25 protein-coding genes, 1 tRNA gene and 1 other RNA gene are annotated in these 25,218 nt (G+C 34.7%); all 27 read right to left on the reverse strand.

What is annotated here, in order from left to right:
• Positions 1–26: 26 nt before the first annotated feature.
• Positions 27–539, reverse strand: coding sequence for an adenine phosphoribosyltransferase (locus DFR79_RS11485; RefSeq protein ID WP_133515625.1), 513 nt, complete (start codon positions 537–539; stop codon positions 27–29).
• On the reverse strand, positions 529–2,751 hold the full coding sequence (recJ, locus tag DFR79_RS11490) for a single-stranded-DNA-specific exonuclease RecJ (protein ID WP_133515626.1): 2,223 nt from the start codon (positions 2,749–2,751) through the stop codon (positions 529–531). The genes DFR79_RS11485 and recJ overlap by 11 nt, the downstream gene beginning before the upstream one ends.
• A 35-nt stretch (positions 2,752–2,786) precedes the next feature.
• Positions 2,787–4,451 (reverse strand): ABC1 kinase family protein, encoded by a 1,665-nt coding sequence (locus DFR79_RS11495; protein WP_133515627.1) that lies wholly within the window; start codon positions 4,449–4,451, stop codon positions 2,787–2,789.
• Positions 4,452–4,528: 77 nt separating this feature from the next.
• Complete coding sequence (secF, locus tag DFR79_RS11500; protein ID WP_133515628.1) at positions 4,529–5,389, reverse strand: protein translocase subunit SecF; 861 nt, start codon at positions 5,387–5,389, stop codon at positions 4,529–4,531.
• Positions 5,390–5,393: 4 nt separating this feature from the next.
• On the reverse strand, positions 5,394–6,602 hold the full coding sequence (gene secD, locus DFR79_RS11505) for a protein translocase subunit SecD (protein ID WP_133515629.1): 1,209 nt from the start codon (positions 6,600–6,602) through the stop codon (positions 5,394–5,396).
• Between the two features lie 29 nt (positions 6,603–6,631).
• Positions 6,632–7,177, reverse strand: coding sequence for a signal peptidase I (gene lepB / locus DFR79_RS11510; protein ID WP_133515630.1), 546 nt, complete (start codon positions 7,175–7,177; stop codon positions 6,632–6,634).
• A gap of 30 nt (positions 7,178–7,207) precedes the next feature.
• The gene (gene yajC, locus DFR79_RS11515) at positions 7,208–7,528 is read right to left on the reverse strand and encodes a preprotein translocase subunit YajC (protein ID WP_133515631.1); all 321 of its coding nucleotides are present in this window, start codon (positions 7,526–7,528) and stop codon (positions 7,208–7,210) included.
• Positions 7,529–7,631: 103 nt separating this feature from the next.
• Complete coding sequence (gene tgt, locus DFR79_RS11520) at positions 7,632–8,744, reverse strand: tRNA guanosine(34) transglycosylase Tgt (RefSeq protein WP_133515632.1); 1,113 nt, start codon at positions 8,742–8,744, stop codon at positions 7,632–7,634.
• Between the two features lies 1 nt (position 8,745).
• A complete protein-coding gene (queA, locus tag DFR79_RS11525; protein WP_133515633.1) occupies positions 8,746–9,789 on the reverse strand; it encodes a tRNA preQ1(34) S-adenosylmethionine ribosyltransferase-isomerase QueA in 1,044 nt (347 codons plus the stop codon).
• A 44-nt stretch (positions 9,790–9,833) separates the two neighbouring features.
• Complete coding sequence (gene ruvB, locus DFR79_RS11530; RefSeq protein WP_133515634.1) at positions 9,834–10,841, reverse strand: Holliday junction branch migration DNA helicase RuvB; 1,008 nt, start codon at positions 10,839–10,841, stop codon at positions 9,834–9,836.
• 2 nt (positions 10,842–10,843) lie between these two features.
• Positions 10,844–11,449, reverse strand: a complete 606-nt coding sequence (gene ruvA / locus DFR79_RS11535; RefSeq protein WP_133515635.1) for a Holliday junction branch migration protein RuvA — start codon at positions 11,447–11,449, stop codon at positions 10,844–10,846.
• Positions 11,446–11,943: a crossover junction endodeoxyribonuclease RuvC gene (gene ruvC, locus DFR79_RS11540; protein WP_133515636.1), complete on the reverse strand. Its 498-nt coding sequence runs from the start codon at positions 11,941–11,943 to the stop codon at positions 11,446–11,448. Before ruvC ends, ruvA begins: the two co-directional genes overlap by 4 nt.
• A 152-nt stretch (positions 11,944–12,095) precedes the next feature.
• A complete protein-coding gene (locus DFR79_RS11545; RefSeq protein ID WP_133515637.1) occupies positions 12,096–12,860 on the reverse strand; it encodes a YebC/PmpR family DNA-binding transcriptional regulator in 765 nt (254 codons plus the stop codon).
• A gap of 69 nt (positions 12,861–12,929) precedes the next feature.
• A complete protein-coding gene (locus tag DFR79_RS11550) occupies positions 12,930–13,274 on the reverse strand; it encodes a helix-turn-helix domain-containing protein (protein ID WP_133515638.1) in 345 nt (114 codons plus the stop codon).
• Positions 13,275–13,464: 190 nt separating this feature from the next.
• The gene (locus DFR79_RS11555) at positions 13,465–13,674 is read right to left on the reverse strand and encodes a hypothetical protein (protein WP_133515639.1); all 210 of its coding nucleotides are present in this window, start codon (positions 13,672–13,674) and stop codon (positions 13,465–13,467) included.
• A complete protein-coding gene (locus DFR79_RS11560) occupies positions 13,667–13,876 on the reverse strand; it encodes a hypothetical protein (RefSeq protein WP_133515640.1) in 210 nt (69 codons plus the stop codon). The genes DFR79_RS11555 and DFR79_RS11560 overlap by 8 nt, the downstream gene beginning before the upstream one ends.
• Positions 13,877–13,931: 55 nt before the next feature.
• Positions 13,932–14,294: RNase P RNA component class A (rnpB, locus tag DFR79_RS11565), an RNA gene on the reverse strand.
• 85 nt (positions 14,295–14,379) lie between these two features.
• The gene (locus DFR79_RS11570) at positions 14,380–15,495 is read right to left on the reverse strand and encodes a Nif3-like dinuclear metal center hexameric protein (protein ID WP_133515641.1); all 1,116 of its coding nucleotides are present in this window, start codon (positions 15,493–15,495) and stop codon (positions 14,380–14,382) included.
• A gap of 89 nt (positions 15,496–15,584) precedes the next feature.
• Positions 15,585–15,661, reverse strand: a tRNA-Ile gene (locus tag DFR79_RS11575).
• A 154-nt stretch (positions 15,662–15,815) separates the two neighbouring features.
• Positions 15,816–16,904, reverse strand: a complete 1,089-nt coding sequence (rpoD, locus tag DFR79_RS11580; protein WP_133515642.1) for an RNA polymerase sigma factor RpoD — start codon at positions 16,902–16,904, stop codon at positions 15,816–15,818.
• A gap of 1 nt (position 16,905) precedes the next feature.
• Positions 16,906–18,714 carry a DNA primase gene (dnaG, locus tag DFR79_RS11585; protein ID WP_432207096.1) on the reverse strand — a complete coding sequence of 603 codons (1,809 nt, stop codon included), beginning with the start codon at positions 18,712–18,714 and terminating at the stop codon, positions 16,906–16,908.
• A gap of 106 nt (positions 18,715–18,820) precedes the next feature.
• Positions 18,821–19,831, reverse strand: a complete 1,011-nt coding sequence (locus DFR79_RS11590) for a deoxyguanosinetriphosphate triphosphohydrolase (protein WP_133515644.1) — start codon at positions 19,829–19,831, stop codon at positions 18,821–18,823.
• A gap of 11 nt (positions 19,832–19,842) precedes the next feature.
• On the reverse strand, positions 19,843–20,649 hold the full coding sequence (locus DFR79_RS11595) for a pyruvate, water dikinase regulatory protein (RefSeq protein ID WP_133515645.1): 807 nt from the start codon (positions 20,647–20,649) through the stop codon (positions 19,843–19,845).
• 26 nt (positions 20,650–20,675) lie between these two features.
• On the reverse strand, positions 20,676–22,739 hold the full coding sequence (glyS, locus tag DFR79_RS11600) for a glycine--tRNA ligase subunit beta (protein WP_133515646.1): 2,064 nt from the start codon (positions 22,737–22,739) through the stop codon (positions 20,676–20,678).
• Positions 22,740–22,744: 5 nt separating this feature from the next.
• A complete protein-coding gene (locus DFR79_RS11605; protein ID WP_133515647.1) occupies positions 22,745–23,593 on the reverse strand; it encodes a glycine--tRNA ligase subunit alpha in 849 nt (282 codons plus the stop codon).
• Positions 23,594–23,673: 80 nt separating this feature from the next.
• Positions 23,674–24,444, reverse strand: coding sequence for a DNA repair protein RecO (gene recO, locus DFR79_RS11610; RefSeq protein WP_133515648.1), 771 nt, complete (start codon positions 24,442–24,444; stop codon positions 23,674–23,676).
• 16 nt (positions 24,445–24,460) lie between these two features.
• Positions 24,461–25,144, reverse strand: a complete 684-nt coding sequence (gene deoC / locus DFR79_RS11615) for a deoxyribose-phosphate aldolase (RefSeq protein ID WP_133515649.1) — start codon at positions 25,142–25,144, stop codon at positions 24,461–24,463.
• Positions 25,145–25,218: the final 74 nt, after the last annotated feature.

Raw genomic sequence — 25,218 nt, forward strand, 5'->3', positions numbered from 1 at the left:
ATTTATCCAGAAATCAAATAAATATATTACTCAATCAAAAGTGATTTTACTTCATAATCTTTTAGAACTTCTCTCCCGGTAAGTGCATCCAATTCTAATAAAAATGCACAACCAACAACTTCCCCACCCAATTCTTCTATCATTTCTGTGGCAGCAAGAGTGGTTCCACCAGTAGCAAGTAGATCATCTACCAGTAAGATTTTATCTCCTCTGGTAACTGCATCTTTATGTATTTCAATCTCATTTTTACCATACTCTAATTCATAAGATTTTCTTAGTACTTCATGTGGAAGTTTACCAGGTTTTCTGATAGGTATAAAACCTTTATCAAGTTCAATAGCTAAAGGAGTTCCTACCAAAAACCCTCTGGCTTCAATTCCTACCACATAATCAATATCATAATCTCTAAACATATCAGCCATTTTTTCTATGGCTTCCTTGAGTGTGTCCTTATCTCTCAAAAGTGGAGTTATATCTTTAAATAAGATTCCTTCTTTTGGGAAATCAGGTATATTTCTTATTTTGTCACTAAGATTCATTTTTATCCTCCTTAAAATTAGATACATCTGCAATCAGGTCAAATAGATTTTCTTTAAAGATCAAATCTTTAAATACCATAAAATTTTCCATTCGCCTGGATAATCTATTATATCGTACTGAGCCTTTAAAGTCCAATTCGTTTTCATTATTTGCTGCTATTTCTTTCTGCTTCAGATGTTCAATTAATTTACTATTATATTCAATGTCTGACCCAGAAAATAAAAGTATTACCTTAATAGACTGAGCTTCAATATTTTTTTCAAACCCCTGCAGAATCTCATAAAAATGTTCCCACGAAAAGGGTAGTGAATAAAATATCAGATGTGAAAAATCATTTTGCAGTTCGAATTGGTTAGCAAAAAAATAATGTTCTGAATAGTTCTGAGTAAAATCACTATTTTCCTTTTTATGATTAACATATACAGCAGCCTTTTTGAGCCATTTTTTACTAAGTAATTTCTTTAAAGTCCATTTTTTATCTTTGGTATTTCTGTAATCATAAAAAGAATAATTATCCTCTTCAAATACTAAGGCAGTAGAAATATCATTTTGAGGACGATAATCGTCTACTTTTAGCTGAATATTTTCCTGGCCCCGCCAGCGGTTAATTTCTGGCTGAGCTATTAAATCAATTCTGGCAGCAGAAATATTTTCAAATTGATCCCCCATGTTAAAAGCCACAGCCTGAATTCCATTTTCTAAATATATTTTAAGATGTTTATTTTCTTTTCCCATCTGATAACATTTTTTAGATTTTAAGTTTCTAAATAAGAATTTAGGAGCCGGATTTGCAATCCCAAAAGGTCTGAACTTTTCTAAACCCCGTATAAATTCCTTATTCACCCTTGATAGATCAAGATTAATATCAACTTTTCTAGTTTTTAAAAAATCTTCTCTTTCCAAATTTTTAAAAAGGTATTTTTCAAATACATCTTTAAATTCATTTATCTTATCCACCTTAATACTTAATCCAGCCGCTGCTTTATGGCCGCCAAAATTCAGAAGTACAGACTGACAGTGTTTTAAAGCCTGATAAATATTAAGCGCTGAAATGCTGCGGGCAGAACCTTTAGCAGTATTACTTTCTTGATCAACAGCAAATAAGATTACAGGTAAATTATATTTTTCCAACAATCTGGAAGCAACAATCCCAATGATTCCAGAATGCCATTCTGAATCAGCTAAAATAATAGACCTTTTATTTTCTAAATCAATATTTGCAATCTTTTTTTCAGCAGCTTGATAAATTCTTTCTTCCTGCTGCTGTCGCTGTTTATTAATCTCAATTAATTTTTTTGCGATTACTCTCAGTTTTACTTCGTCTTCACCAATTAAAAGTTTTAATGCTTCTTCAGCATCATGGATTCTTCCGGCTGCATTCAATGGAGGTCCAATGATATATCCTATCTGACCCGCGCTTATTTTAGTTTTATCCAGTTTTAATTCTTCAATTAATATTTTAAGGCCAGGGACTTTATCATTCTGAATCAATTTTAAGCCATTTTTAACCAGTATCCTGTTTTCATCTTTTAAAGGCGCGATGTCCGCTACTGTTCCCAAAGCAGCAATCGGTAAAAGCTCAGCTTTCATTTCCTTAACCACTCCGGAATTTAAAGCCTGAGCAAGTTTAAAAGCAGTCCCTACCCCTGCAATTTCCTCTGCAAAATAATTTTCTTCCTGCACCAGGTGATGATTAATAACTGCTGCTGCAGACGGTAATTTTCCCGCAGGAGTATGGTGATCAGTAATAATCAAATCTATCCCAATTTCTTTTAAATATTCAGCCTCTTTAAAAGCTGTTATTCCGCAGTCTACAGTAATAATTAGATCAATTTCTCTTGCTGAAATTTCTTTTAAAGAATTAATATTTAAACCATATCCATCTTTAATTCTATCGGGGAGAAAATAATTAACTTTAATCTTATAGGCATTATAAAAAAATCTATATAAAAGCGAGGTTGAAGTTATTCCATCAACATCATAGTCTCCATAGATCAAAATATTCTCCCTGTTTGCAATCGCCTTATTTATTCTCTTAACCGCTTTATCCATTTCAGGCAGCAGAAATGGATCACTTAAATACTCTAAATCTGAATTCAAATATATATCTCTATCCTGTTGTGACTTAATACCACGCTCAGCCATTAATTTATCTAGAAAACCTATACTTGCGTTTTCTTGATAAGAAAGTATTTTCCAAATTTTATTCATTAATTATCACCAAAACTTATTATTTATTGTTATTTTTAATATTTACCAGACCGGAAAATTGAAATCACTAGCAGCAGACCGAGAATTCCTGCAAAAGAATAGCCAATAAACCCCAGAAGGGGTATATTAAAAACAGTCGGTTCCATATTTGTCTGAATTAATAAAGTAGAACCAATTATCAAGGAGGCAATGATTAAACTCATAGAAAGCCGATTGGAAATTATGTCAATTCTTGAAATGAGATTTTCCAGATTAGTATGTCTAAAATTAATAGTAAAATCATCTTCCACAAGTTTGCTTAAAACAGTTTTTAATTGATTATTTAACTCATGTTTCTTACGCCCAAACTTCCAGATTTCAGAGCCTACTCTGGAGAGAATTTTATTCACCTGCATCCGATCATCTAAAATATCGGAAATAAAACTTTTTCCGACTTCAACTACATTAAAATCTGGATCCAGATCCTGTCCAACCCCTTCACTAACTGCAATTGCTCTAAATAATAAAAAGAAGTCTTGAGGCATTCGAATCTGATGTTCATAAATAAAATACTGCAGATCTTCAAAAACAGCCTTAATTTCAATATTAGCTAAATCACTACCATAATATCGATCAAGAATTTTTTCCATGTCAAGCTGAAATCTTCTGCGGTTGAAATCATCTGGCTTACTACCCAGAATTAAGATTACATCCATCAAAACATTTATTTTTTTATTTATCAGGGCATAAAAAAGCAGTGCCATTAGATCTCTATCTTCTTCTGTGATCCGGCCTACCATTCCAAAATCAACATAAGCAATAGTTTTCTCCCCGGTTATAAAAATATTACCAGGATGAGGATCAGCATGAAAAAAACCATTAATCAAAACCTGTCTCATTAAAGCTTTAGCTCCAAGTTCAGCAATAAATTTGTTATGAGGGTGACTCTGGTCAACTTCCCTAAGTTTCATCCCTTTGATTTCTTCCATAATTAAAACATTAACAGTTGAAATTTCGGAATATACTTCTGGAGCTGTGATATAGGGATTATCAGCAAAATCACTGCGGAAACGAATAATGTTGGCCATTTCCCCTTTAAAGTTTAACTCATCTTTAATTGTCCTTTTAAATTCCTGTATAATTTCTAATGGTCTAATTACTGAGTTAAATAAATTTCTTTCATCAGCCTGTCTGGCCAGATTTTCCATGATCTCTACATCGACACTAATTTTTTTATCAATCCCTGGTCTTTTAACCTTCATAATAGCATTTCTGTTATCTTTTAGAACAACTTTATGTGTTTGAGCAATTGAAGCAGCTGCTGCTGCCTCTTTTTCAATTTTAATTATTTCATTTTCAAATTTATCTTTAAGTTCAATTTTTAAGAATTTTTCTATTTCTTCAAAATCTTCTGGAGGCACTTTATCCTGGAGTTTTCTCATTTCTGCTATAAATACTGGAGGAAAAACATCAGCTCTGGTACTCAAGAGCTGACCCAATTTAATATACGCTGGACCTAACTCCTGTAAAACTTCTCTAATCCTGACAGCAAGCATTTTACCAGTTGGTCTTTCTGCAGTATTTATTCTTTTTCTAAAGGGTAAATATTTATTTAAATCTAGCTGAGAAATTATAAAACCAAGCCCATTTTTAACAAGTATCTGTGCGATTTCACTATAACGTTGAAAATGCCGGTAATGTTTGGGTAAGTTCATATCCATATTATCACAGCCTTTTTTAAAGTTAGAAACCCCTCCATGATTAAGGAGGGGTTATAGTCTTGAGTATTTTCTAGTTATTATCTGCTGATTTTTTCCTGCCAGGTCACTAATAAAGGACTGGCTACAAAGATTGAGGAATAAGTACCAGCAAACATTCCAATAAAGAGAGCCAACATAAATGTCTGAATTGAAGCTCCTCCAAAGAAATAAATAGCTAAAATAGTAATCAAGGTAGTAATAGATGTATTAATTGACCTTGGTAAGGTATCAACAACTGCTGTATTAGCCTGTTTTATAAATGGAACTTTATGCATCAGCTTCATATTTTCTCGAATTCTATCAAAAATAACAATTGTATCATTAATAGAATAACCTATAATTGTTAAAATAGCTGCTACAAAGGGAGTATTTATTTCTCTACCTAAAATAGCAAAAATACCAATAGTAATTAAAACATCATGCATTAAAGCAATTATAGATACAGCTGCAAATCTAAACTCAAAACGGAAAGAAATATAGGCAACTATTGCAATAGAAGCTGCAATTATAGCCAGTAAAGCATTGATTCTTAACTCTCTCCCAATAGTCGGACCAACCATCTCGGATCTAAGCATTTCAGCTGACTTAAATTTATCTTTAATTGCATTATCAATAGCTACAATTTCTTCCGACTCCAGAGTTTTAGTTCTGATTATTACACCATGTTCACCAGCGGATTCAGCCTGTTGAATTTTGCTATCTGCTGCTATTTCAATTCTTTCGAGTACATCTCTGACTTGTTCGGCAGTCACATTTTCGGAAAAACTAAATTCTATTAATGTTCCTCCATTAAAATCAATACCTAAATTTAAACCATTTATTAATAAAAACAATAATCCAATCACAATTACAATAATCGAAATTGTATACCAAATTTTTCTTTTTCCTAAAATATCCACTTTATTACCCCTTTCTGACCCCGAAAGATTTATTTTCACGTAATAATTTACTGCCAGCAAAAATATCAATTATATTTCTGGTAACAAAAAAGGCAGTAAACATACTGACAATAATACCTATACCCAGAGTAACAGCAAAACCTCTAACTGTACCACTGGTAAAATAGGCCAGAATAAGAGCAGTCATAATTGTTGTTACATTAGCATCAATAATAGTTGTATAAGCTCTTTTAAACCCAGCATCAATAGCTGCTCTAAGTGTTTTACCTGATTTCAACTCGTCTTTTATTCGTTCAAAAATGATAATATTCGCATCAACTGCCATACCAATAGAAAGAATTAAACCTGCAATACCAGGTAAAGTTAGTGTTGCCTGTAAGCCTGCCATTGTTCCCATTAAAATCAGACCATAAATTGCAAGAATTACAGCAGCTAAAACTCCCGGGAACCTATAGTAGAATATCATGTAAATAGCTACTAATAATAATCCCAGAAGCCCAGCTCTAATACTTTTCTGAATTGAAATTTCTCCAAGAGTAGGCCCAACTGTTCTGGTTTCAATAACTTCAACCGGAACTGGAAGTGCACCTTCTCTAATCAGTACAGCATCTTCTCGCGCTTCCTGAATTGATTCATAACCTGTAATTTGACCTCTTTCCTCAATTACAGCCTGAACAGTAGGATTAGTAAGCTGCTCATTATCAAGATAAATACCGATTTTTTTACCAATATATTGTCTTGTAATATCAGCAAATTTTTCGGATCCCTCTTCAGTTAAAGTAAAAGAAACTACAGGTCTACCATACTGATCATGATCAGCTCGAGCATCCTTGATAGCCTCCCCGGTCATTAAAACCTCACCTTGAGAATTTTTAAAAGTTAGCATAGCAGTCCTACCAATGGTATTAATTGCTTCATTGGGGTTATCCACTGCCGGTAGTTCAACAATTATTCGGTTACTCCCCTGGCGCTGGATCAATGGTTCAGTTAATCCAAGCTGATTAACCCGCCGCTCAATAACATTTACAATTCCACTCATAACAGTGTCATTTATTTCTCTTTCTTCTGTAGGTTGAGCCTGTAAAACTATATGGGCTCCTCCCTGTAGATCAAGTCCTAAATTTATGCCGTGCTGAAGATATAAAAAGGCAGCAAAGGCAATTATAGCTAAAATAATAATTAATTTAATTCTTCTTTTTTGTTTATACCTCATTAAATAAATGTCCTCCTAACAATAAGCAATTAATTTTCGAATGATAAATTATAATTCTGATGATCAATGATTCTCATTTCAGTCAAAGGCCAGTAAACCCAGAAAGCTTTGCCTGAAATATCTTCATATTCAACAAACCCCACAATACTGGAAAATCTGCTGTCAGCACTATGGTTCCTATTATCCCCTAAAACAAAAACACTTTTTTTGGGCACTTCATACGGACCAAAATCTCCAATCATCTTTTCTGGCAGATAGTTTTCCTTGATGGCTTCTCCATTGATATAAGTGGTCCCATTTTTAATATAGACAGTATCACCCGGGATACCTATAACTCTTTTAATATATTTCTTATCAGGAGCCCCATCAGGTGTAAATACTATTATATCTCCTCTTTCAGGTGGATGAAATCTGTAAATAAATTTATTAACAAATAATCTTTCTCCATCCTGAAGTGTATTAGCCATTGACCTTCCATCTACTACAAATGACTGGGCCACAAATGTAATAATAAAGAAGGCCAGTATTCCTGCTATTACTAAAGATTGCAAAAACTCTTTAATTGCATTTTTCACATTATTTCCCCCAGTTCTCAACTAAATAAATTATTCCTTTTCTTTTTCTGTTTCTGTTTCATCAGTATTTTCTATCTTTTTACTGCTGTCACTTTTTTCTTCGACTCTTGAAATAGCACTTTTAACAAAATCAATATCAACATTGGAAGAAACTCTGACTCTAATATTGTTTTCTTTAAGCTTAATTATTTTACCTTTAATTCCACCTATAGTAACAATCTTATCACCAACACTAAGGTTCTCCAACATGTTCTGATGTTCTTTTTTCTGTTTTTGTTGAGGTCTGATTAAAAAGAACCAAAAAATACCGAAAATTAAGACCCATGGTAAAATCGCGTATAAATATTCCATTAAATATCCTCCTAATTAATTTTTTGCTCTCATAACTAATTCAACAATAATTACAATATTCCTGCTAAATGAGAAATATTATTTTAAAAAGAATGAAAATCTTTTATTTTAATTCATATTTATAATAAAATTCTTCTTTCAAGCTAATAAAATTATCATTTTTAATAGCTTCTCTTATTTCTTCAGCAAGATTGAGCATGAAATACAGATTATGGTAAGTTGTTAATCTAACTCCAAGAATTTCATTTCTTTTGAGTAAATGTCTAATATAACCACGACTATAATTCTGACAGACATGACAGTTACACTCAGAATCAAGTGGAGAAAAATCCTCTTTGTAAGTTGCATTTCTAATAGTTTTTCGACCCTGATGAGTAAAAACCTGTCCGTGACGGGCAATCCTGGTTGGCATTACACAGTCAAACATATCTATCCCATGGTAAATCCCTTCGATTAAATCTTCCGGAGTACCGACACCCATTAAGTATCTTGGTTTATTTTTAGGCATCAAAGGAGTTGTATAATCAAGCATTTTATACATTTCTTCCTTTGGCTCACCAACACTTAAACCACCAATAGAATAACCAGGGAAATCTAACTTTGCTGTTTCTTCTACACTCTGCTTTCTTAGTTCCGGATAAACTCCCCCCTGGATAATCCCAAATAGCGCCTGTCCTTCCGCCCCTTCCATTTCTTTTTTACATCTTTCTGCCCAGCGCAGGGTTCTGTTTAATGAATTTTCAACATATTCCTGCTCAGCTGGATATGGAGGGCACTCATCAAAAGCCATTACTATATCAGAACCTAAATTCTGCTGAATCTGCATCGATTTTTCGGGAGAAATAAAATGTTTAGAACCATCCAGATGAGACTGAAAATAGACTCCCTCTTCTTCGATTTCTCTTAGATCAGCCAGAGAAAAAACCTGATAACCACCACTATCAGTTAAAATTGGACGATCCCAGTTCATAAATTGATGCAGTCCACCAGCTTTAGCAATTAGCTCATCACCGGGCCTTAAATAAAGATGATAGGTGTTTCCCAATATGATTTGTGATCCAATTTCTTTTAATTCTCGGGAGGTCATTGCTTTAACAGTTGCCTGAGTTCCTACAGGCATAAAAATTGGTGTTTCAATTTTGCCATGATCTGTAGTTATCTCACCCAATCTGGCCTGTGATTTCTTGTCTTCCTTAAGTAATTTAAAATCGAACAAACTAATCTTCCTTCCTATTTAATATCAGCATTGCATCTCCCAGACTAAAAAATCTAAATTCCTCTTCCACAGCTCTCTGATAGGCTTTTAAAATAAATTCTTTACCTGCGAGAGCAGAAACGAGCATCAATAAAGTCGATTTAGGAAGATGAAAATTAGTAATTAAAGAATCAATTACTTTAAATTCATAACCGGGATAGATAAAAATATCAGTCCAGCCTTGATATGCACTTAATTGACCATCCCGGGCAGCAGATTCTAAAGTTCTGGTAACTGTTGTTCCAACTGCAGCAACTTTATTACCCTTTTCCTTAACCTCTTTGATTTTTTCTACAGTTTCAGCAGAAATTTCTGCATATTCCTCATGCATTTCATGGTCTTCAATATCTTCACTTTTAACCGGTCTAAAAGTACCTAGACCAACATGGAGAGTAATATAATCCAAGATTATACCATAATTCTGAAGCTCTTCTAAAAGACGATCTGTAAAATGCAGACCTGCTGTAGGGGCAGCTGCCGATCCTCTTTTCTGGCTGTATACTGTTTGATAGCGCTCCGGATCATCTAACTTCTCATTAATATATGGTGGTAAAGGCATTTCTCCCAGCTTATTTAGCACTTCTTCAAAATCATAATTTTCCTGATCCCAGCTAAATTCTACAATTCTGCCGCCAAAATCAGTATATTCTACAACTTCAGCTTTCAGAATATCTTCAAAGTTGATTTTGACACCTTTTTTAGCTCTCCGGCCTGGACGCACTAAAACTTCCCAGCGTCCTTCAGCAAGTTCATTTAACAATAAGAGTTCAATTTCTGTTCCAGTTGGAATTTTTGCTCCATACAACCTGGCAGGTATTACCCTGCTGTTATTCATAATAATCATATCTCCAGGTTCCAGATACTCTTTTAAATTTTTGAAGATGTCTTCTTCAATTGTATTTTCCTGTGGATTTAAAACCATTAATCTCGACTCATCTCTCTCAGGAAGAGGTTTTTGGGCAATTAACTCCTCCGGTAGATGATAATCAAATTCTTCTACTTTCATTTAAAAATTACCTCCAAAATCATTTAACTAAATCAAATAATTAATTATTGATTATTCTGTTGGATATTTAGATGTTGATAGGCCTTTGCTGTTGCAACTCTACCTCTGGGAGTTCTTTCTAAAAACCCGAGCTGCAGGAGATAGGGCTCATAAACATCTTCGATCGTTTCAGTTTCTTCACTAATCGCAGCTGCCAGTGTATTTAATCCAACCGGGCCACCACTAAACTTAAGCATAATTGTTTTCAACAACTTATGATCAATTCTATCCAGCCCCAGTTCATCGATCTCAAGCAGTTTTAAAGCAGCATCCACAACTTCCCTGTTAATTATACCATCTGCTTTTACTTCTGCAAAATCTCTTACTCGTTTTAAGAGACGATTGGCAATTCTGGGAGTTCCCCGGGAACGACGAGCTATCTCCAGTGCTCCATGATCAACAATTTCTATATTCAAAATATCTGCTGATCTAATGACAATTTCCTGCAGCTCATTTTGATCATAAAATTCTAATCTATTGATCACACCAAATCTATCTCTCAAAGGAGAACTAAGTCTGCCAGCTTTAGTAGTAGCTCCTACCAGAGTAAATGGTGCCAGATCAAGCCTGACTGAACGAGCACTTGGCCCCTTACCAATAATTATATCCAGACAGTAATCCTCCATAGCAGGATATAAGACCTCTTCTACAATCTTATTTAAACGGTGAATCTCATCAATAAACAGGACATCACTGGGCTGTAAATTTGTCAGGATAGAGGCCAGGTCTCCAGGTCGCTCAATCGCCGGGCCTGATGTCTGATGAATATTTACATGTAATTCATTTGCTATAATATTGGCCAGGGTAGTTTTCCCCAGACCAGGTGGCCCATAGAGCATTACATGGTCAAGAGCTTCCTTGCGGTCACGAGCAGCCTGGATGAAAATCTTCAATTTTTCTTTAGATTTACTCTGACCAACATATTCTTCCAGGTTGAGAGGTCGTAACCCCTTATCAATAGAATTATCATCCTTTTTTTGTTTGGGAGAAACAACTCTTCTTTCATTTTCCATTATTATCTCTCCTTACCAAGCTGACTTAAAGTTAATCTGATTTTCTCAGAAAGGTCCACTTCCTCATTAAATTCTACTTCTCTCAGAGCATTATTTATCTCTGAAATTTTATAACCTAAAGCTGTCAGAGCATCTACGATATCCTGTCGTTCTTCCTCAGAGGCAAAATCTTCCTCTTCAGCTTGACCATTTTTACTCTGCAGATAAGCAAAGTCTTCTAATTTACTCTGCAGTTCTAAAATCAACCTCTGAGCAGTTTTAGGCCCAATACCAGAAATTTCTTTCAAAACACCTTCACTTTTCTGCATGATGGCAGAAATAAATCTGGAAGCAGGCATTGTATTAATTATATTTAAACCAGCACTGGGACCAATACCATTAACAGTTATTAAGATTTCAAATAATTCTTTGCCCATTTTCTCAGGGAAAGCAAATAACTTTAATGTATCTTCTCTCACATAAGTGTATGTAAAAACTTCTATTTCTTCCCCAATTCTGGGCTGCCTTTTAAAGCCTGCCAGCTCTAACTCATAACCAACTCCATTATTTTTTAATATAATTTTTGTGCTTTCAGAGTCAATTACCTCTCCCTCTAAATAGCCAATCATAATCTTTCCTCCCATCCAGAATGAGCACTGTAAACATGGCCGTGACAGATAGAGATAGCCAGGGCATCAGCCGCATCATCTGGTCTTGGTATTTCAGATAAATTGAGCAGAGATTTTACCATCTGCTGCACCTGCATTTTATCAGCTCTTCCATAGCCTACTACTGCCTGTTTGATCTGCAGCGGAGTATATTCGGCCACTTTTATCCCGGCCTGAGAACCTGCCAGCAAAATTACCCCTCTAGCCTGACCAACCACAATTGCTGTTTTGACATTTTTATTAAAAAATAATTCTTCTACTGCCATTTCTTCTGGTTCAAACTCTTTTATTAAAGCTTCAATATTTCTATGAATAATTTCCAGTCTTTCTACATCACTTTTGTCAGCTGAAGTTTTGATAACTCCATATTCTAAAACCTCAAAGTGATTTGTTTCTTTATCTACCAGGGCATAACCAATAGTTGCCAGCCCCGGATCAATACCTAAAATTCGCAAATGCCACACCCCATTCAAACTAATGTTTGAAATAATTATATCACACATAATAAATTATTAAAACAAAAAAATAAAGACACTGCTGAACAGTGCCCTTATTAAAATCTAAATCTATTTTATAACAAATTAATTAAAATTAGATTAACTTTTAATTAATCTTCTTCAGCTTCTATTTCGGCTCTTATATCTTCTGGAATATTAAAATTAGAATATAAATCCTGAATATCATCATGATCTTCTAACTGATCAATTAACCTCAACATCTTTTTGGCATCACTCTTATCTAAAGTAACCTCATTATCAGGAATCATGGCTAAATCTGCTGATTCAAATTCATAACCTGCTTCTTCCAGAGCTTCTCTGGCAGATTCATAATTACCTGGATCAGTATAAATAACAGCTTCTTCTTCTCCATATTCTAAATCTTCTGCTCCAGCTTCTAATGCTTCTAATAATAATTCTTCTTCTCCAACCTCAAAGTCATTGAGATCAATTACAAGTTCACCTTTACGCTGAAACATCCAGGAAACACAACCATTAGAACCTAGATTACCACCATTTTTATCAAGAATATGACGCACTTCAGAAGCAGTTCTATTTCTATTATCTGTCATAATATCAAGATATAAGGCAACTCCGCCTGGTCCATAACCTTCATAAACAAAAGACTCGTAAGTCATACCTTCTAAATTACCTGTACCACGTTTAATTGCTCTCTCAATATTATCATTCGGCATATTATTATCTTTAGCTTTTTGAATAGCCATTCTGAGATCTGCATTCATTTCTGGATCTCCGCCACCTTCTCTGGCAGCTACAGCTATTTTACGACTTAATTTAGAAAACAATTTACCTCTTCGCTTATCTTCTTTTTGCTTTTTATGCTTTATATTAGCCCACTTGGAATGTCCGGCCATATAATAACCCTCCTTAGATCAGATTACACTTCTTCAATCAGTTTGCAGTTTATTGTACCATAAATTTTATCATTTTTCAATATTATGAGTCTCTAAAATATTTGTTAAATCTTTAAGTAAAGTATAGATCATCTCTAATTCTTTTTCATCTCTATTTAAAAGTAAATCAGTGATATTTGAAATCTTAATACTGGCCTCCGAACTCAAATTATAATTAATTAGTAATTTATCAACTCCAACGTCAAGAGCATCAGCGATATTTAATAAGGATTTTAATGATGGCTCCTTTTCTCCTCTTTCCACCTGACCAATATATGTATAATGCAGACCAGCCTTTTCGCCCAGATTTTCCTGTGTTAAGTCCTTTATTTTTCGGTATTCTTTAATCTTTTTCCCAATATATTCTTTTTGCATTCTGCTCACCTCTAATATATATCTTAAAGTTTAGAGCAGCTGTTTTGAAGATAATATAAGTATTATAATCAAGTAAATAGGTATTATTAAAGCATTTAAGTATTTTAAGAGGCTTTTTATCCAGTTCATAAGAGTCATAGTCTAATAATCAAAAAACCACAGCCAGTTAGCTATGGTTTTGAAAAATTATTTATTGATGTGCCTTCAAATCATGGATTAAAGAAATTAATTTTTCTTTACCACCATTATTCCAAGCTTCTATAAAATTAACAATTTTTTCCCTGTCATAGTTATTTAAGTTTTCTCCCAGAGAATCTAAATCATGATGATCCAGGTCTTTCATTAAATCTATAGCTTTTTTAAGAGGATACTGAATTTTATAATATATCTGATCAACCATTATTTATCTCCTCCAGCTTTTTTGCTAAACTTTCCAATTTAGGCATTGTTTCTCTTTCAATATATCTTATGTAACCCTCAAGTGTTATAATTCTATTATCCAGAACCTTATTACTCATTTCAGGAGAATAATTATCAAATTGTTCTGTTTTATTAACTGCTGTATCAATATATTCTATTGCATCTATTAGTTCTTTCTCCATTTCAACACCCCTTTTTTGAGTTTTATAAAAATTTAAAAAATAATAATTGGCAAAAAAAATAAGTTAACCTATAAGCCGAGTTCTGTATTAGATGATCATCTATCTGGGGAAACAGTTACCTGAACCCTCAAGCGTCCTTACCCGGAGAAAAGCGGATCACTTTTATATTCTCCCTATTTGGACTTACTCCAGATGGGGTTTACCTGGCATTCCAGTTACCTGAAACCCGGTAAGCTCTTACCTTACCTTTTCACCCTTACTCATTAAGAAAAGGTTTTTAAAGAAAACCCTTTCATAAAAGCGGTATATTTCTGTGGCACTAGCCTGGGAGTTACCTCCACCGGGGGTTACCCGGCATCCTATCCTGTGGAGCTCGGACTTTCCTCATCTTAAAAGATGCGATCATCTGGTTAACTTATTTTTTTTACCATATAAAGTATACCACCAGAATTATTATATGTCAAGCAATATACTCAAGTTAAAAAAGACCGGAGTAATAGTGGTTACTGATAGTTCCAGGGCTGTGTATTCACCTCAGACTTAATAAAATTTACTTCTTTTTTTAATTTTGAAGAAGCTATACTGGTTAATCTCTCAGATAATAATTCTTTAACAAATTTTTCACTTCCATAATGGCCAAAATCGACAAGAGACAGCCCAAGTGCTTCTGCAGTCTGTGCTTCATGAAACTTAACATCACCAGTTAAATATAAGTCTGCACCCTGATAATGAGCATTTTTAATAAAATCTGCCCCACTACCACTGCAGAGAGCAACTTTTTTAATTTTCCTTTTTGCCCTGACAACCCTTATCTGATCCAGTTTATAAACTTCCTTGATTTTCTGTAAAAAATCATCCAGTTCAATTTCTGATTTTAAATCTGCAATTCTACCAATTCCTTTTTTACTTTCTAAGTTTTCCATTTTATATAAATCCCAGGCCGGCTCTTCATAAGGATGGACTTTTAATAATTCTTTTATAATCAGATTCAAATCTTCGGGGGCTATAATTGTTTCAAATCTGTATTCTGCAACTTCATTTAAACTCCCTCTGTCACCCAGATAAGGATCAGCTTCAGCCAGAGGTTTAAAACTGCCCTTTCCCTGCTGATAAAAGCCAGTATGGCTGTAGTTTGCATATTCTCCAGCACCTTTAGCAAACAGAGCAGATCTTACTTCCTCAAAATTATCTTCCGGAATAAAAGTCACCAGTTTATAATAATTTTGACTGCTGGTTGTGCTTAAACTAGATATATTTTCTACATCTAACATTTTAATCAGATAATCATTTAAACCGGCTTCTGCAATATCTAAATTTGTATGGGCAGAAAATAAAGAAATATTGTTTTTGATTAATTCAAAAATTAATTTACCACTCTGATTTTGAGTATTAACAGATTTAATTCCCTTAAATATAAAAGGGTGATGAGTAATTATCAGCTGACAATTTTTTTCTACTGCTTCGGTTAAAACTTTCTTATTAAAATCAAGAGCCAATAATACATTTTCTACTTCCTGAGAACCATCCCCAACCTGCATGCCAACATTGTCCCAGTCTTCTGCCAGTCTGGCTGGAGCAATTTCTCCCATTAACTGTACAACTTCAGCTACTTTTGCCATAAAATGACCTCCTTAATATTTTGTCAATATATTCTTATTTATAAATCAAAAAAACCCTGCTCTAATTAAAGAACAGGGTGTTTATATTCTGGTGGGCCCACCAGGATTCGAACCTGGGACCAACCGGTTATGAGCCGGTTGCTCTGACCAGCTGAGCTATGGGCCCTCTACAAAAAAACAAATCGTTTATTTGTGACGACAAGAATAATTATATGATAGAAATCAGCACAGGTCAAGAGTTATTTTAATATTTTCAGGAGAAATATTAATGATAATATTGTAATATCTCATAAATACTTCCAATTACCCATTTATGCTCTTTAATCCAGATAATCCTTTAACTTTTTACTGCGGCTTGGATGTCTTAATTTGCGCAGTGCCTTAGCCTCAATCTGTCTGATTCTTTCTCTGGTAACACCAAACTCTTTACCCACTTCTTCCAAAGTTCTCGGACGACCATCCTCTATTCCAAATCTAAGTTCCAGAACCCGTTTTTCTCTATCAGTAAGAGTATCTAAAACTCCATCCAGCTGCTCTTTAAGCAGTATATAAGATGCCGCTGAAGCAGGGGCAGGAGAATCAACATCTTCAATAAAATCTCCAAGGTGACTGTCTTCTTCCTCTCCAATTGGAGTTTCTAGAGAAACAGGTTCCTGAGCAATTTTCATAATCTCTCTTACCTTATCAGCTGAGATATCCATTTCTTCACCGATTTCTTCAGCTTTAGGTTCTCTTCCCATTTCCTGAAGCAGTTGTCTGGAAACCCGGATTAATTTATTGATCGTTTCTACCATGTGAACTGGGACTCTAATCGTTCTTGCCTGGTCAGCAATCGAACGTGTTATAGCCTGTCTAATCCACCAGGTAGCATAGGTACTAAACTTATAACCCTTGGTGTAATCAAATTTTTCCACTGCCTTCATTAATCCCATATTACCTTCCTGAATTAAATCAAGAAAAAGCATTCCACGACCAACATATTTTTTAGCAATACTAACTACAAGTCTCAAGTTAGCTTCAACCAGCTGCTGTTTGGCCCATTCATCACCCTGTTCCATCCTTTTGGCCAGTTCTACCTCTTCATCTGCAGTTAAAAGATCAACTTTACCAATTTCCTTTAAATACATCCTTACTGGGTCATCTATACTGGCACTCTTAGGAATGCTCAGATCAAGACCACTATTTTCATCATCTTCATCTTCCTCATCATCTTCTAATTTAGAATTAACTATCTCAATATTCATGTCACTAAAAATATCATAGATTTTCTCTATATCTTCTGAATCTAAATCAATGTCTTCCAGGGCATCCATTATTTCTTCATATGTCAGTTCCCCTTCTTTTTTACCACGATTGACAAGATCCTTAACTTCATCTATTTTAGCAGGACTTGTATCTTTTTCAGCCACTTTAGTCCCTCCTCTCAATATTGTAATTCAAACTGTAAAAGGTCAATAAAATACGATTTAATTTATCCAGATTTAATTCTTTTCTGCTGAGCAGACTGCATAATTTCTTTTTATTTCTGGAAATCCTCTTAGAACTTAAATAATCTGCCAGTTCTAAAATATGATCTCTACCTAAAGAATTATCCTGTTTGACAAGAATTTCTGACCAGTAAGATAACAATTCATCACCTAAGTTATCCTTAACTTTATCTAATTGAACAGAATTACTGATCACACTGCCTTTAAAAAGATGTTCTGCCAGCTGAGCAGTTCTACCATTAAAGTCATTTTTCGAAAGTCTGGCAGCCAGCTCTTCTCTTAAAGCAGGATTACTGATAAAATGAGCCAGAATTTCTTCTTCAACTTTTTGATAATATGATAATTGCGAGTATAAGTCAAATTCTTTTTCTACTTGCTTATCTTGTTTTTCTCTATTTCTTTGATAATTCCTGCTTTTAATTTTCTTAAATTCTTTTTCCACTTCTTCTGCCAGTACATCAGCCTTAAACCTGGTTTTAGCTGCTGCTCTCTCGATATAAATTTCTCTTTCTAAATTATCTTCTACTTCACTTAGAAGTTCAACAATAGATCTTAAAACTTTTTTTCTGACTCCAGGTTCTGAAAGATTTTTATTTTTAATAATCATATTTATTTTAAAATCTATTAAATTTACTGCATCCTCAATCAAACTATTAAAAGCTGCTTCACCTGCATTTTTTAATAATTGATCTGGATCACTGCCTTCCTCAAGTTGAATGACTCTAACATTAATCCCTGTCCTGCTTAGTATATCAAGACCCCTTAAAGTTGCTTTATTACCTGCTGTATCAGCATCATAAGCAATATAGGCATTTTCGGCATATCTTTTAATCAACTTTGCCTGTTCTTCGGTAAAAGCAGTACCTAAAGAAGCAATAGAATTTTTAAATCCATTTTTATGAGCCTGAATAACATCTGTATAACCTTCCATAATGATACAGCTATTTTGCTCTCGAATCAAATCTTTAGCAAGATGTAAACCATATAGATTCTTCTTTTTACTAAAAATAGGTGTTTCGGGCGAATTTAAATATTTGGGTCCATAATTATCCGCTCTGTCTAAAATTCTACCACCAAAAGCGATTACTTCTCCTCTATTATTAAATATTGGGAAAATAACTCTATTCCTAAATTTATCATAATGTGAATTATTTTTTCCTTCACTGATCAAACCTGCTTTTTTAATTAAATCAACACTAAAACCCTTTTTCTGCAAAAAATTTAATAAAAGCTGCCATTCATCAGCTGCATAACCAAGATTAAATGTTTCTATATCAGTCTCATTAAATCCCCGTTCTTTTAAATAATTGAATGCTTCTTTTCCCATCTCAGTCTCAGTTAAAAGATAATTATAAAAACGAGCAGCTAAATTATTCAGAGAAAAAAGTTGTTCCCTTACTTTATAGTGCTGTCGCTGTTGATTACTCATGTCGGGCAATTCCATACCTGTTCTTTCAGCCAGCATTTTTAATGACTCAACAAAAGTTAAATTTTCAATTTCCATCACAAAGTTTATTGTATCACCACCAGCACCACAGCCAAAACAGTGATAAAAATTATTATCTGGGTTGACAAAAAATGATGGTGTTTTTTCACTATGAAAAGGACATAAACCCTTATATCTATTTCCTGATTTTTTCAGTTCAAGATAATCAGAAACTAAGTCAACAATATCAACATTTTCTTTTACCTCATTTATAAACTCATCTGAATATCTGGCCAATTTATCCACCCTGACCTTAAATTTATTTACTCAAAAAATAATTTACTGTTGTAATTATATTTCTCTAAAAAAATAATTTATCCTTCATTTATTTGCAAAAGTAAAGCTTAATTTATCAATTTTTGTCGAACCATGGCGTTGGAATAAAATATTTTCTGCCGAGATTAATAGCATAACGGTCTGTCATTCCAGCTATATAATCAACCACTGCCTGCTTATGATTTTTCTCAAATTCTAAATATTCATCCGGTATATAATTAATATTCTCCATAAAAAATTCGTAGAGCAATTTTAATAATCTTTTTGCCTTACCCTCTTCACTTTTACCTTCAGAACCAATATAAACATTTTCAAAAAGAAAACTCCTTAACTTTTCCGATGCTGCTTTAACCTCAGCTGAGCGCTTTATTTCATTCTCCTGCCAGCTGGAGTTAATTAAATCCCTGACCATCACATCTATTCTCTGAGAATGAGTATCACCTAAAATAGAAGTTGCAGCTGGCGGTAAATCATCCTGGCTGATAATTCCAGCCCTCAGTGCATCATCAATATCATGATTAATATATGCCACCCGATCTGCAATTCTTACTATCTGTCCTTCCAGGGTAAATGGTTTATTGCTGCCAGTATGATTTAAGATTCCGTCTCTGACCTCAATACTTAAATTAAGACCTCTACTGCCGCTGCTTCGTTTTTCTATGAGATCAACCACCCTCAGGCTCTGAAGATTATGATTAAACTCAGCTCCAGTAATTTCTGTTAAGGCAGCTTCTCCAGCATGGCCAAAAGGAGTATGCCCCAGGTCATGTCCCAGGGCAATAGCTTCTACTAAATCTTCATTTAATTTAAGTGCCCTGGCGATTGTGCGAGCAATCTGAGAAACTTCCAGAGTATGAGTCAGCCGGGTCCGGTAGTGATCACCCTCAGGTGCAATAAATACCTGAGTTTTATGCTTAAGCCTTCTAAAAGCTTTTGAATGAATAATTCGATCCCGATCACGCTGAAAAATTGTACGTATTTCAGAGCCTGTTTCTTCTTTTAATCGCCCTCTGCTGGCTGAACTCAGGCAGGCAAAATCTGAAAGTTTATCTTTTTCCCATTCTAGCTGTTCAACTCTGGAAAACATAATATCAGCTCCTATTCATTGAAATATGACAGTACCTCGACAGCAGTCTCCTCTATAGTTTTGTCTGTAACATCGATTATAGGACATCCAATTTTTTCCATTATTGAATCGGCATATTCAAATTCTTCCGTAATTCTTTCTTTTGCCGCATAGGTTGCATCATCACCAAGTCCCATTTTCTTTAATCTTTCAATCCGAATATCATTTAACATTTCTGGATCTATAGTTAAACCAACTACTTTTTCAGCATTATCTTCTAAAACTGAAGGATGCACTTCCACCTCAGGTACAAGCGGCACATTGGCAGTTTTATAACCTAAGTATGATAGATGGACAGAAAGAGGAGTCTTTGAAGTTCTGGAGACTCCTACCAGAACAATATCTGCTTCAGCAATCCCTTTGGATTCATTTAAGTCATCAAATTTAAGAGTAAATTCCATTGCCTTAATTCTTTTAAAATATTCTTCATCCAGTTTATATTTTAAAGCAAATTCCTCTCTGGGTTCTACGTTCAACCTATCAGCAACCATATTTAAAGGTTTTTTCATCATATCAATATATTCCAAATTGTTTTCTGCTGCTGCTTGATTTAAATGCTCTCTCATTTCAGTTTTAACAAAAGTATAGGCAATAATTGCATTTTCAGCTTTAGCTTTTTCTATTATTTCATCAATTCTCTCTAGAGAGCGAACAAAAGAAAATGTCTTTATTCTAATCTTATGCTCCGGAAATTGACCCACAGCTGACTCCATTAAATGTTTGGCTGTTTTACCAGTTGAATCTGATACTGCATAAGCCACAACTTTTCTCTTACTCATAATATTCACCCCGTTAAATTAAATTATTAGTCTAGAGCTATTTCTTCAATATCCATTACCTCTGACATTAATTCTGCAATACGGGTTAATAAAGCCAGACGATTATTTTTAAGCTCTCTTTCGTCAACCATCACCATTACATTATCCAGGAAAGCATCAATATATTCCTTTAATTCTACCAGCAGGTAAAAACCTTTTTGATACTGACTGGAAGCAAAAAAGTTTTTGATTTCTGCTTCTCGCTGATTAAACTCTTTATATAATTCTTTTTCTTCAGCTTCAAACAATAATCCTGCCTCAATTTCTACTTTATTTTCGGCCTTTTCGCCAAGATTTTTTGCTCTTACTAAACCCCGAATTAAATCAACAAATAAACTGGGGTTCTCAGACCTAAATTCCATTAATTTATGTGCTCTCTGATAAAGATCAAGCAAATTATGATCGTTGATATTTATTACTGCGTTAATGATGTCATACCTCACATTTTCTTCTGCGAGTAAATTTCCCAGCCGCTGTTTAATAAATTCTTTTAAATCAGAAGCCGCAGAATCAAGTTTATCGGGATTGATTGCAACAATCTCCATTGAAAACTTAATAATCTCATCAACATTAACTGCTAAATTATTATCCAAAATAATTCTCAGCAGACCGGTAGCCTGTCTTCTTAAAGCAAAAGGATCCTGAGAACCGCTTGGAATATTACCCAGCAGAAAATGACTGCTTAAATTAAATAGTTTTTCAGCCATTGCAAGTACAGTACCACTTTTAGTTTCTGGTAATTTATCTCCAGCAAAGCGCGGCAGGTAATGCTCAAAAATAGCCTCTGCTGTTTCCTCTGCTTCACCTTCTAAAAGAGCATATTCCTTACCCATTAGCCCCTGGAGATTTGCAAATTCATTTACCATTTCTGTAGCCAGATCGTTTTTGCAGATTTCAGCTGCCCTGACTGCCATTTCTTTTCTTGCAGACTTAAAATCTAAAAGATCAGCCAGTCGGACAGTTATCTGTTTAAGTTTTTCTGCTTTCTGATAAACACTACCTATATCTTTCTGAAAAACTATATCTTTGATATCCTGACTTCTGTTTAGAAAACCATATTTTTGATCTTCAGCAAAGAAAAACTGAGCATCATCAAGTCTCCCTTTTAAAACCATTTCATTTCCAGAAATAACCTGGTCAAGATAATCGCGGCCTCCATCACGCACACCGATAAACTCAGGCTGCAGATGATTATCCCCGGTCATTACTGGAAAATAACGCTGATGTTTTTCCATAGCTGTTATTAAAACTTCCGCCGGCAGCTCTAAATATTCCTCAGCAAAGCTTCCTTTAAAAGCAGTGGGAAACTCAATTAAATCTGTTACCTCTGCCAGCAGGGAATCTTTTATCACTGGCTGAGCTGATAAATCAAGCTCCTTAATTTCTTGCTTAATGATTTTTTCCCTTTTTGCCTGGCTGACTATAATAGAAGCAGATTCCAGAGCAGAAAAATAATCTTTAGCTTTGTTTATCTCCACCTGACCTTCACTTAAAAAGCGGTGACCAATACTGAAGTTAGAACTTTTAACTCCTGCAATTTCAAGATCAATTTTTTCTGAACCAAATAAAACTAAAAGCCATTTAATTGGACGAATAAATTCCATCTGCACACTACCCCAGCGCATTGCCTTTGGCAGAGGTACCTGTTCAACAATCTTCTTTAAAATCTCAGCTAAAATATCGGCTGTATTTTTTCCTTTTTCCAGTTTTTCCGCATACAAATACCCATCTTTTTCTACCAGCTCATCGACTTCTACTCCCTGACCACGGGCAAATCCTTCCCCGGCTTTGGTAGGGTTTCCAGCATCATCAAAGGCAATATTTACTGCAGGTCCCCTGACAATTTCTCGCTGATCTTCCTGTTTTTCAGCTAAATCATTAACTGCAAGTACAAGTCTTCTGGGAGTAGAATACACATTCATATTTTCATAATCTAAATTATTATTTTCAAAGACTGCCGCTGCTGTTTTTAGATAATCTTCCCTAAATCTCTGCATAGAGGCAGCGGGCATTTCTTCAGTTCCTATTTCGAAAATTAGATTTTTTGCCATCATTATCACTCCTGCTCTCCTGAGTCTAAATAGCTGGCTGCACATGCATGAGCCAGTTTTCTAACTCTTTTGATAAATCTAGTTCTCTCAGTTACACTAATTGCTCCCCGGGCATCCAGAAGATTAAAGGTATGTGAACACTTAAGAGTATAATCATAGGCAGCTAAAGGCAGTTCTGCTGCCAGAGAGTTTTCAGCTTCTGCTTCATAAATATCAAATAAATCAAATAAACGCTCAATATCTGCCACTTCAAAATTATACTTAGACTGCTCAACCTCATTTTGATGATAGATTTTACGATATTTAACACCTTCAACCCAGGTTAAATCATATACATTTTGAACCTCCTGTAAATACATAGCTATTCTCTCTAAACCATAGGTTATCTCTACTGTGACTGGATCGGCTTTAAAACCACCCACCTGCTGGAAATAAGTAAACTGAGTAATTTCCATCCCATCAAGCCAGACTTCCCAGCCCAGACCCCAGGCTCCAAGTGTGGGTGACTCCCAGTTATCTTCTACAAAACGAATATCATGTTTTTCAGGTTCAATACCCAGCGCTCGTAAACTATCTAAATAAATTTCCTGAATATTATCAGGTGAAGGTTTCATAATTACCTGATACTGAAAATATCTCTGCAGGCGATAAGGATTATCACCATAGCGACCATCAGTAGGTCGACGACAGGGCTGAACATAAGCTGTATCCCAGCCTTCTTTTCCCAGTGAACGCAAAAAGGTAGAAGGACTCATTGTTCCTGCACCTACCTCAGTGTCGTAGGGTTGTTCAATTATACATCCCTGTTCACTCCAAAATTTATCCAACGAAAATATAATTTCCTGGAAATTCATAAACACACTTCCTCTCGTACTCTTTTTAATATTTTTCATTAAAATAAAACCTTATCCTTCAGGACAAGGCTCAAATTTAATCAATTATTTTTCATTTTCCTGATTGTATAAAGAAATGATAATGATTTCGGTTTTAAATCAAGGTGATAGATCAGAAATTTTTCTGTTAACTCATTAATTTTCTCTAAAATTTTCTCAGAAAATTGGACAGGCTTTAATTTAGAAATTTCGGCAAAGGTAATTTTATACAGGGCCCTCATTTCATTTAGAGAAAAAAGAGTATATTTATAATTACTATCTTTAAAACAATTTTTACAGATTGAGCCACCCTCTTCTACACTGAGTGGAGTTGAATTATTAAGATCAACTTTTTCCCCACAAACTGTACAGTTCTCAATTTCTGGTTTAACCCCCAGCAGCAGCAGTAATTTTGCCTTGAAAACAGTTAAATAAAATAAAAGTTCTCCCTTTTTCGCCTCTGCCATTTTCTCTAAAATAACAGCTAAAAGAGAAAAAAGAGCCTGATCGGCTTCATCTTCCAGCCCGGCCCGTTCTACATATTCGGAAACAACACTGGCATAAGCCATATAATCAAGGTCTTCTCTTAATTTTGTGTTCATTGCAATAGATTCGATATGATTTATTTTAGCCAGTGATTTCCCCTGATATAAAGTGAAATCATGATAACTAAAGGGCAAAACAAGACCGGAACGAGATTTATTCCCCTTCCGGGCTCCTCTTGCTACAGCCTTTAATTTACCTTTTTTTCTGGTATATAAAGTGATCAGACGATCTGACTCTCCTAAATCAAATTGCTTTAAGACTAATGCTTCTGTCTCAAAAGTTGCCACTTAACTCAACTCCCGGTTACTCTTCGTCGTCTGTTACAATTGTTACTCCCGAACTCGCACCAATTCGGTTAGCACCGGCATCAAGCATTTCTAAAGCCTGTTCAAAGTTTTTAATTCCGCCAGAAGCCTTAACACCGACATCTCGACCAACAGTTTTGCGCATAATACTAACATCTTCAACTCTGGCTCCATAATCACCAAAACCTGTTGAAGTTTTTACAAAATCAACTCCTGCATCTTTTGCAATCTCACAGGCCTTAACAATCTCTTCTTCATCTAAATAACAGCATTCCAAAATAACTTTTACAATGATATCAGAGCTAACACCTGCTTTTTTGGTCGCATCTACTACAGCCTTAATATCAGCTTTAAAAATCTCATAAGCTCCAGATTTAAAGGCTCCAATATTCATTACCATATCAATTTCCTGGGCACCATTTTTGATAGCATTTCTGGTTTCATAGGACTTAACTTCGGTAGTATTTGCTCCCAGAGGAAAACCAACTACAGTGCAGACCTTAACTGAACTTTCTTCCAGTAATTTTGCAGTTAAGGGGACATATATAGGATTTACACATACAGATGCAAATTCATGCTCTTTTGCTTCCTTACATAATTCTTTAATTTCGTCCACTGTCGCCGTCGGACTTAAATTTGTATGGTCAATCATTTTAGCCATATCACGAGGTTTGATCGCCATTTTAAAACCACTCCTTAAATTCTTGTATTTTTGCTTTATCAATAGTTATATTCTACAAACTTTATCATTGTCCT

Source organism: Halanaerobium saccharolyticum, assembly GCF_004362045.1.
GTDB lineage: Bacteria > Bacillota > Halanaerobiia > Halanaerobiales > Halanaerobiaceae > Halanaerobium > Halanaerobium saccharolyticum_C.

What these genes read in the sequence shown, in the direction of transcription:
- queA (WP_133515633.1), bottom strand. Translation starts at nt 9,789, where the DNA reads ATGAAAGTAGAAGAATTTGATTATCATCTACCGGAGGAGTTAATTGCC.
- secD (WP_133515629.1), bottom strand. Translation starts at nt 6,602, where the DNA reads ATGAGGTATAAACAAAAAAGAAGAATTAAATTAATTATTATTTTAGCT.
- DFR79_RS11485 (WP_133515625.1), bottom strand. Translation starts at nt 539, where the DNA reads ATGAATCTTAGTGACAAAATAAGAAATATACCTGATTTCCCAAAAGAA.
- DFR79_RS11560 (WP_133515640.1), bottom strand. Translation starts at nt 13,876, where the DNA reads ATGGAGAAAGAACTAATAGATGCAATAGAATATATTGATACAGCAGTT.
- ruvB (WP_133515634.1), bottom strand. Translation starts at nt 10,841, where the DNA reads ATGGAAAATGAAAGAAGAGTTGTTTCTCCCAAACAAAAAAAGGATGAT.
- DFR79_RS11555 (WP_133515639.1), bottom strand. Translation starts at nt 13,674, where the DNA reads ATGGTTGATCAGATATATTATAAAATTCAGTATCCTCTTAAAAAAGCT.
- DFR79_RS11550 (WP_133515638.1), bottom strand. Translation starts at nt 13,274, where the DNA reads ATGCAAAAAGAATATATTGGGAAAAAGATTAAAGAATACCGAAAAATA.
- DFR79_RS11495 (WP_133515627.1), bottom strand. Translation starts at nt 4,451, where the DNA reads ATGGATATGAACTTACCCAAACATTACCGGCATTTTCAACGTTATAGT.
- DFR79_RS11590 (WP_133515644.1), bottom strand. Translation starts at nt 19,831, where the DNA reads ATGTTTTCCAGAGTTGAACAGCTAGAATGGGAAAAAGATAAACTTTCA.
- yajC (WP_133515631.1), bottom strand. Translation starts at nt 7,528, where the DNA reads ATGGAATATTTATACGCGATTTTACCATGGGTCTTAATTTTCGGTATT.
- glyS (WP_133515646.1), bottom strand. Translation starts at nt 22,739, where the DNA reads ATGGCAAAAAATCTAATTTTCGAAATAGGAACTGAAGAAATGCCCGCT.
- DFR79_RS11545 (WP_133515637.1), bottom strand. Translation starts at nt 12,860, where the DNA reads ATGGCCGGACATTCCAAGTGGGCTAATATAAAGCATAAAAAGCAAAAA.
- DFR79_RS11570 (WP_133515641.1), bottom strand. Translation starts at nt 15,495, where the DNA reads ATGGCAAAAGTAGCTGAAGTTGTACAGTTAATGGGAGAAATTGCTCCA.
- DFR79_RS11605 (WP_133515647.1), bottom strand. Translation starts at nt 23,593, where the DNA reads ATGAATTTCCAGGAAATTATATTTTCGTTGGATAAATTTTGGAGTGAA.
- deoC (WP_133515649.1), bottom strand. Translation starts at nt 25,144, where the DNA reads ATGGCGATCAAACCTCGTGATATGGCTAAAATGATTGACCATACAAAT.
- DFR79_RS11595 (WP_133515645.1), bottom strand. Translation starts at nt 20,649, where the DNA reads ATGAGTAAGAGAAAAGTTGTGGCTTATGCAGTATCAGATTCAACTGGT.
- recJ (WP_133515626.1), bottom strand. Translation starts at nt 2,751, where the DNA reads ATGAATAAAATTTGGAAAATACTTTCTTATCAAGAAAACGCAAGTATA.
- ruvA (WP_133515635.1), bottom strand. Translation starts at nt 11,449, where the DNA reads ATGATTGGCTATTTAGAGGGAGAGGTAATTGACTCTGAAAGCACAAAA.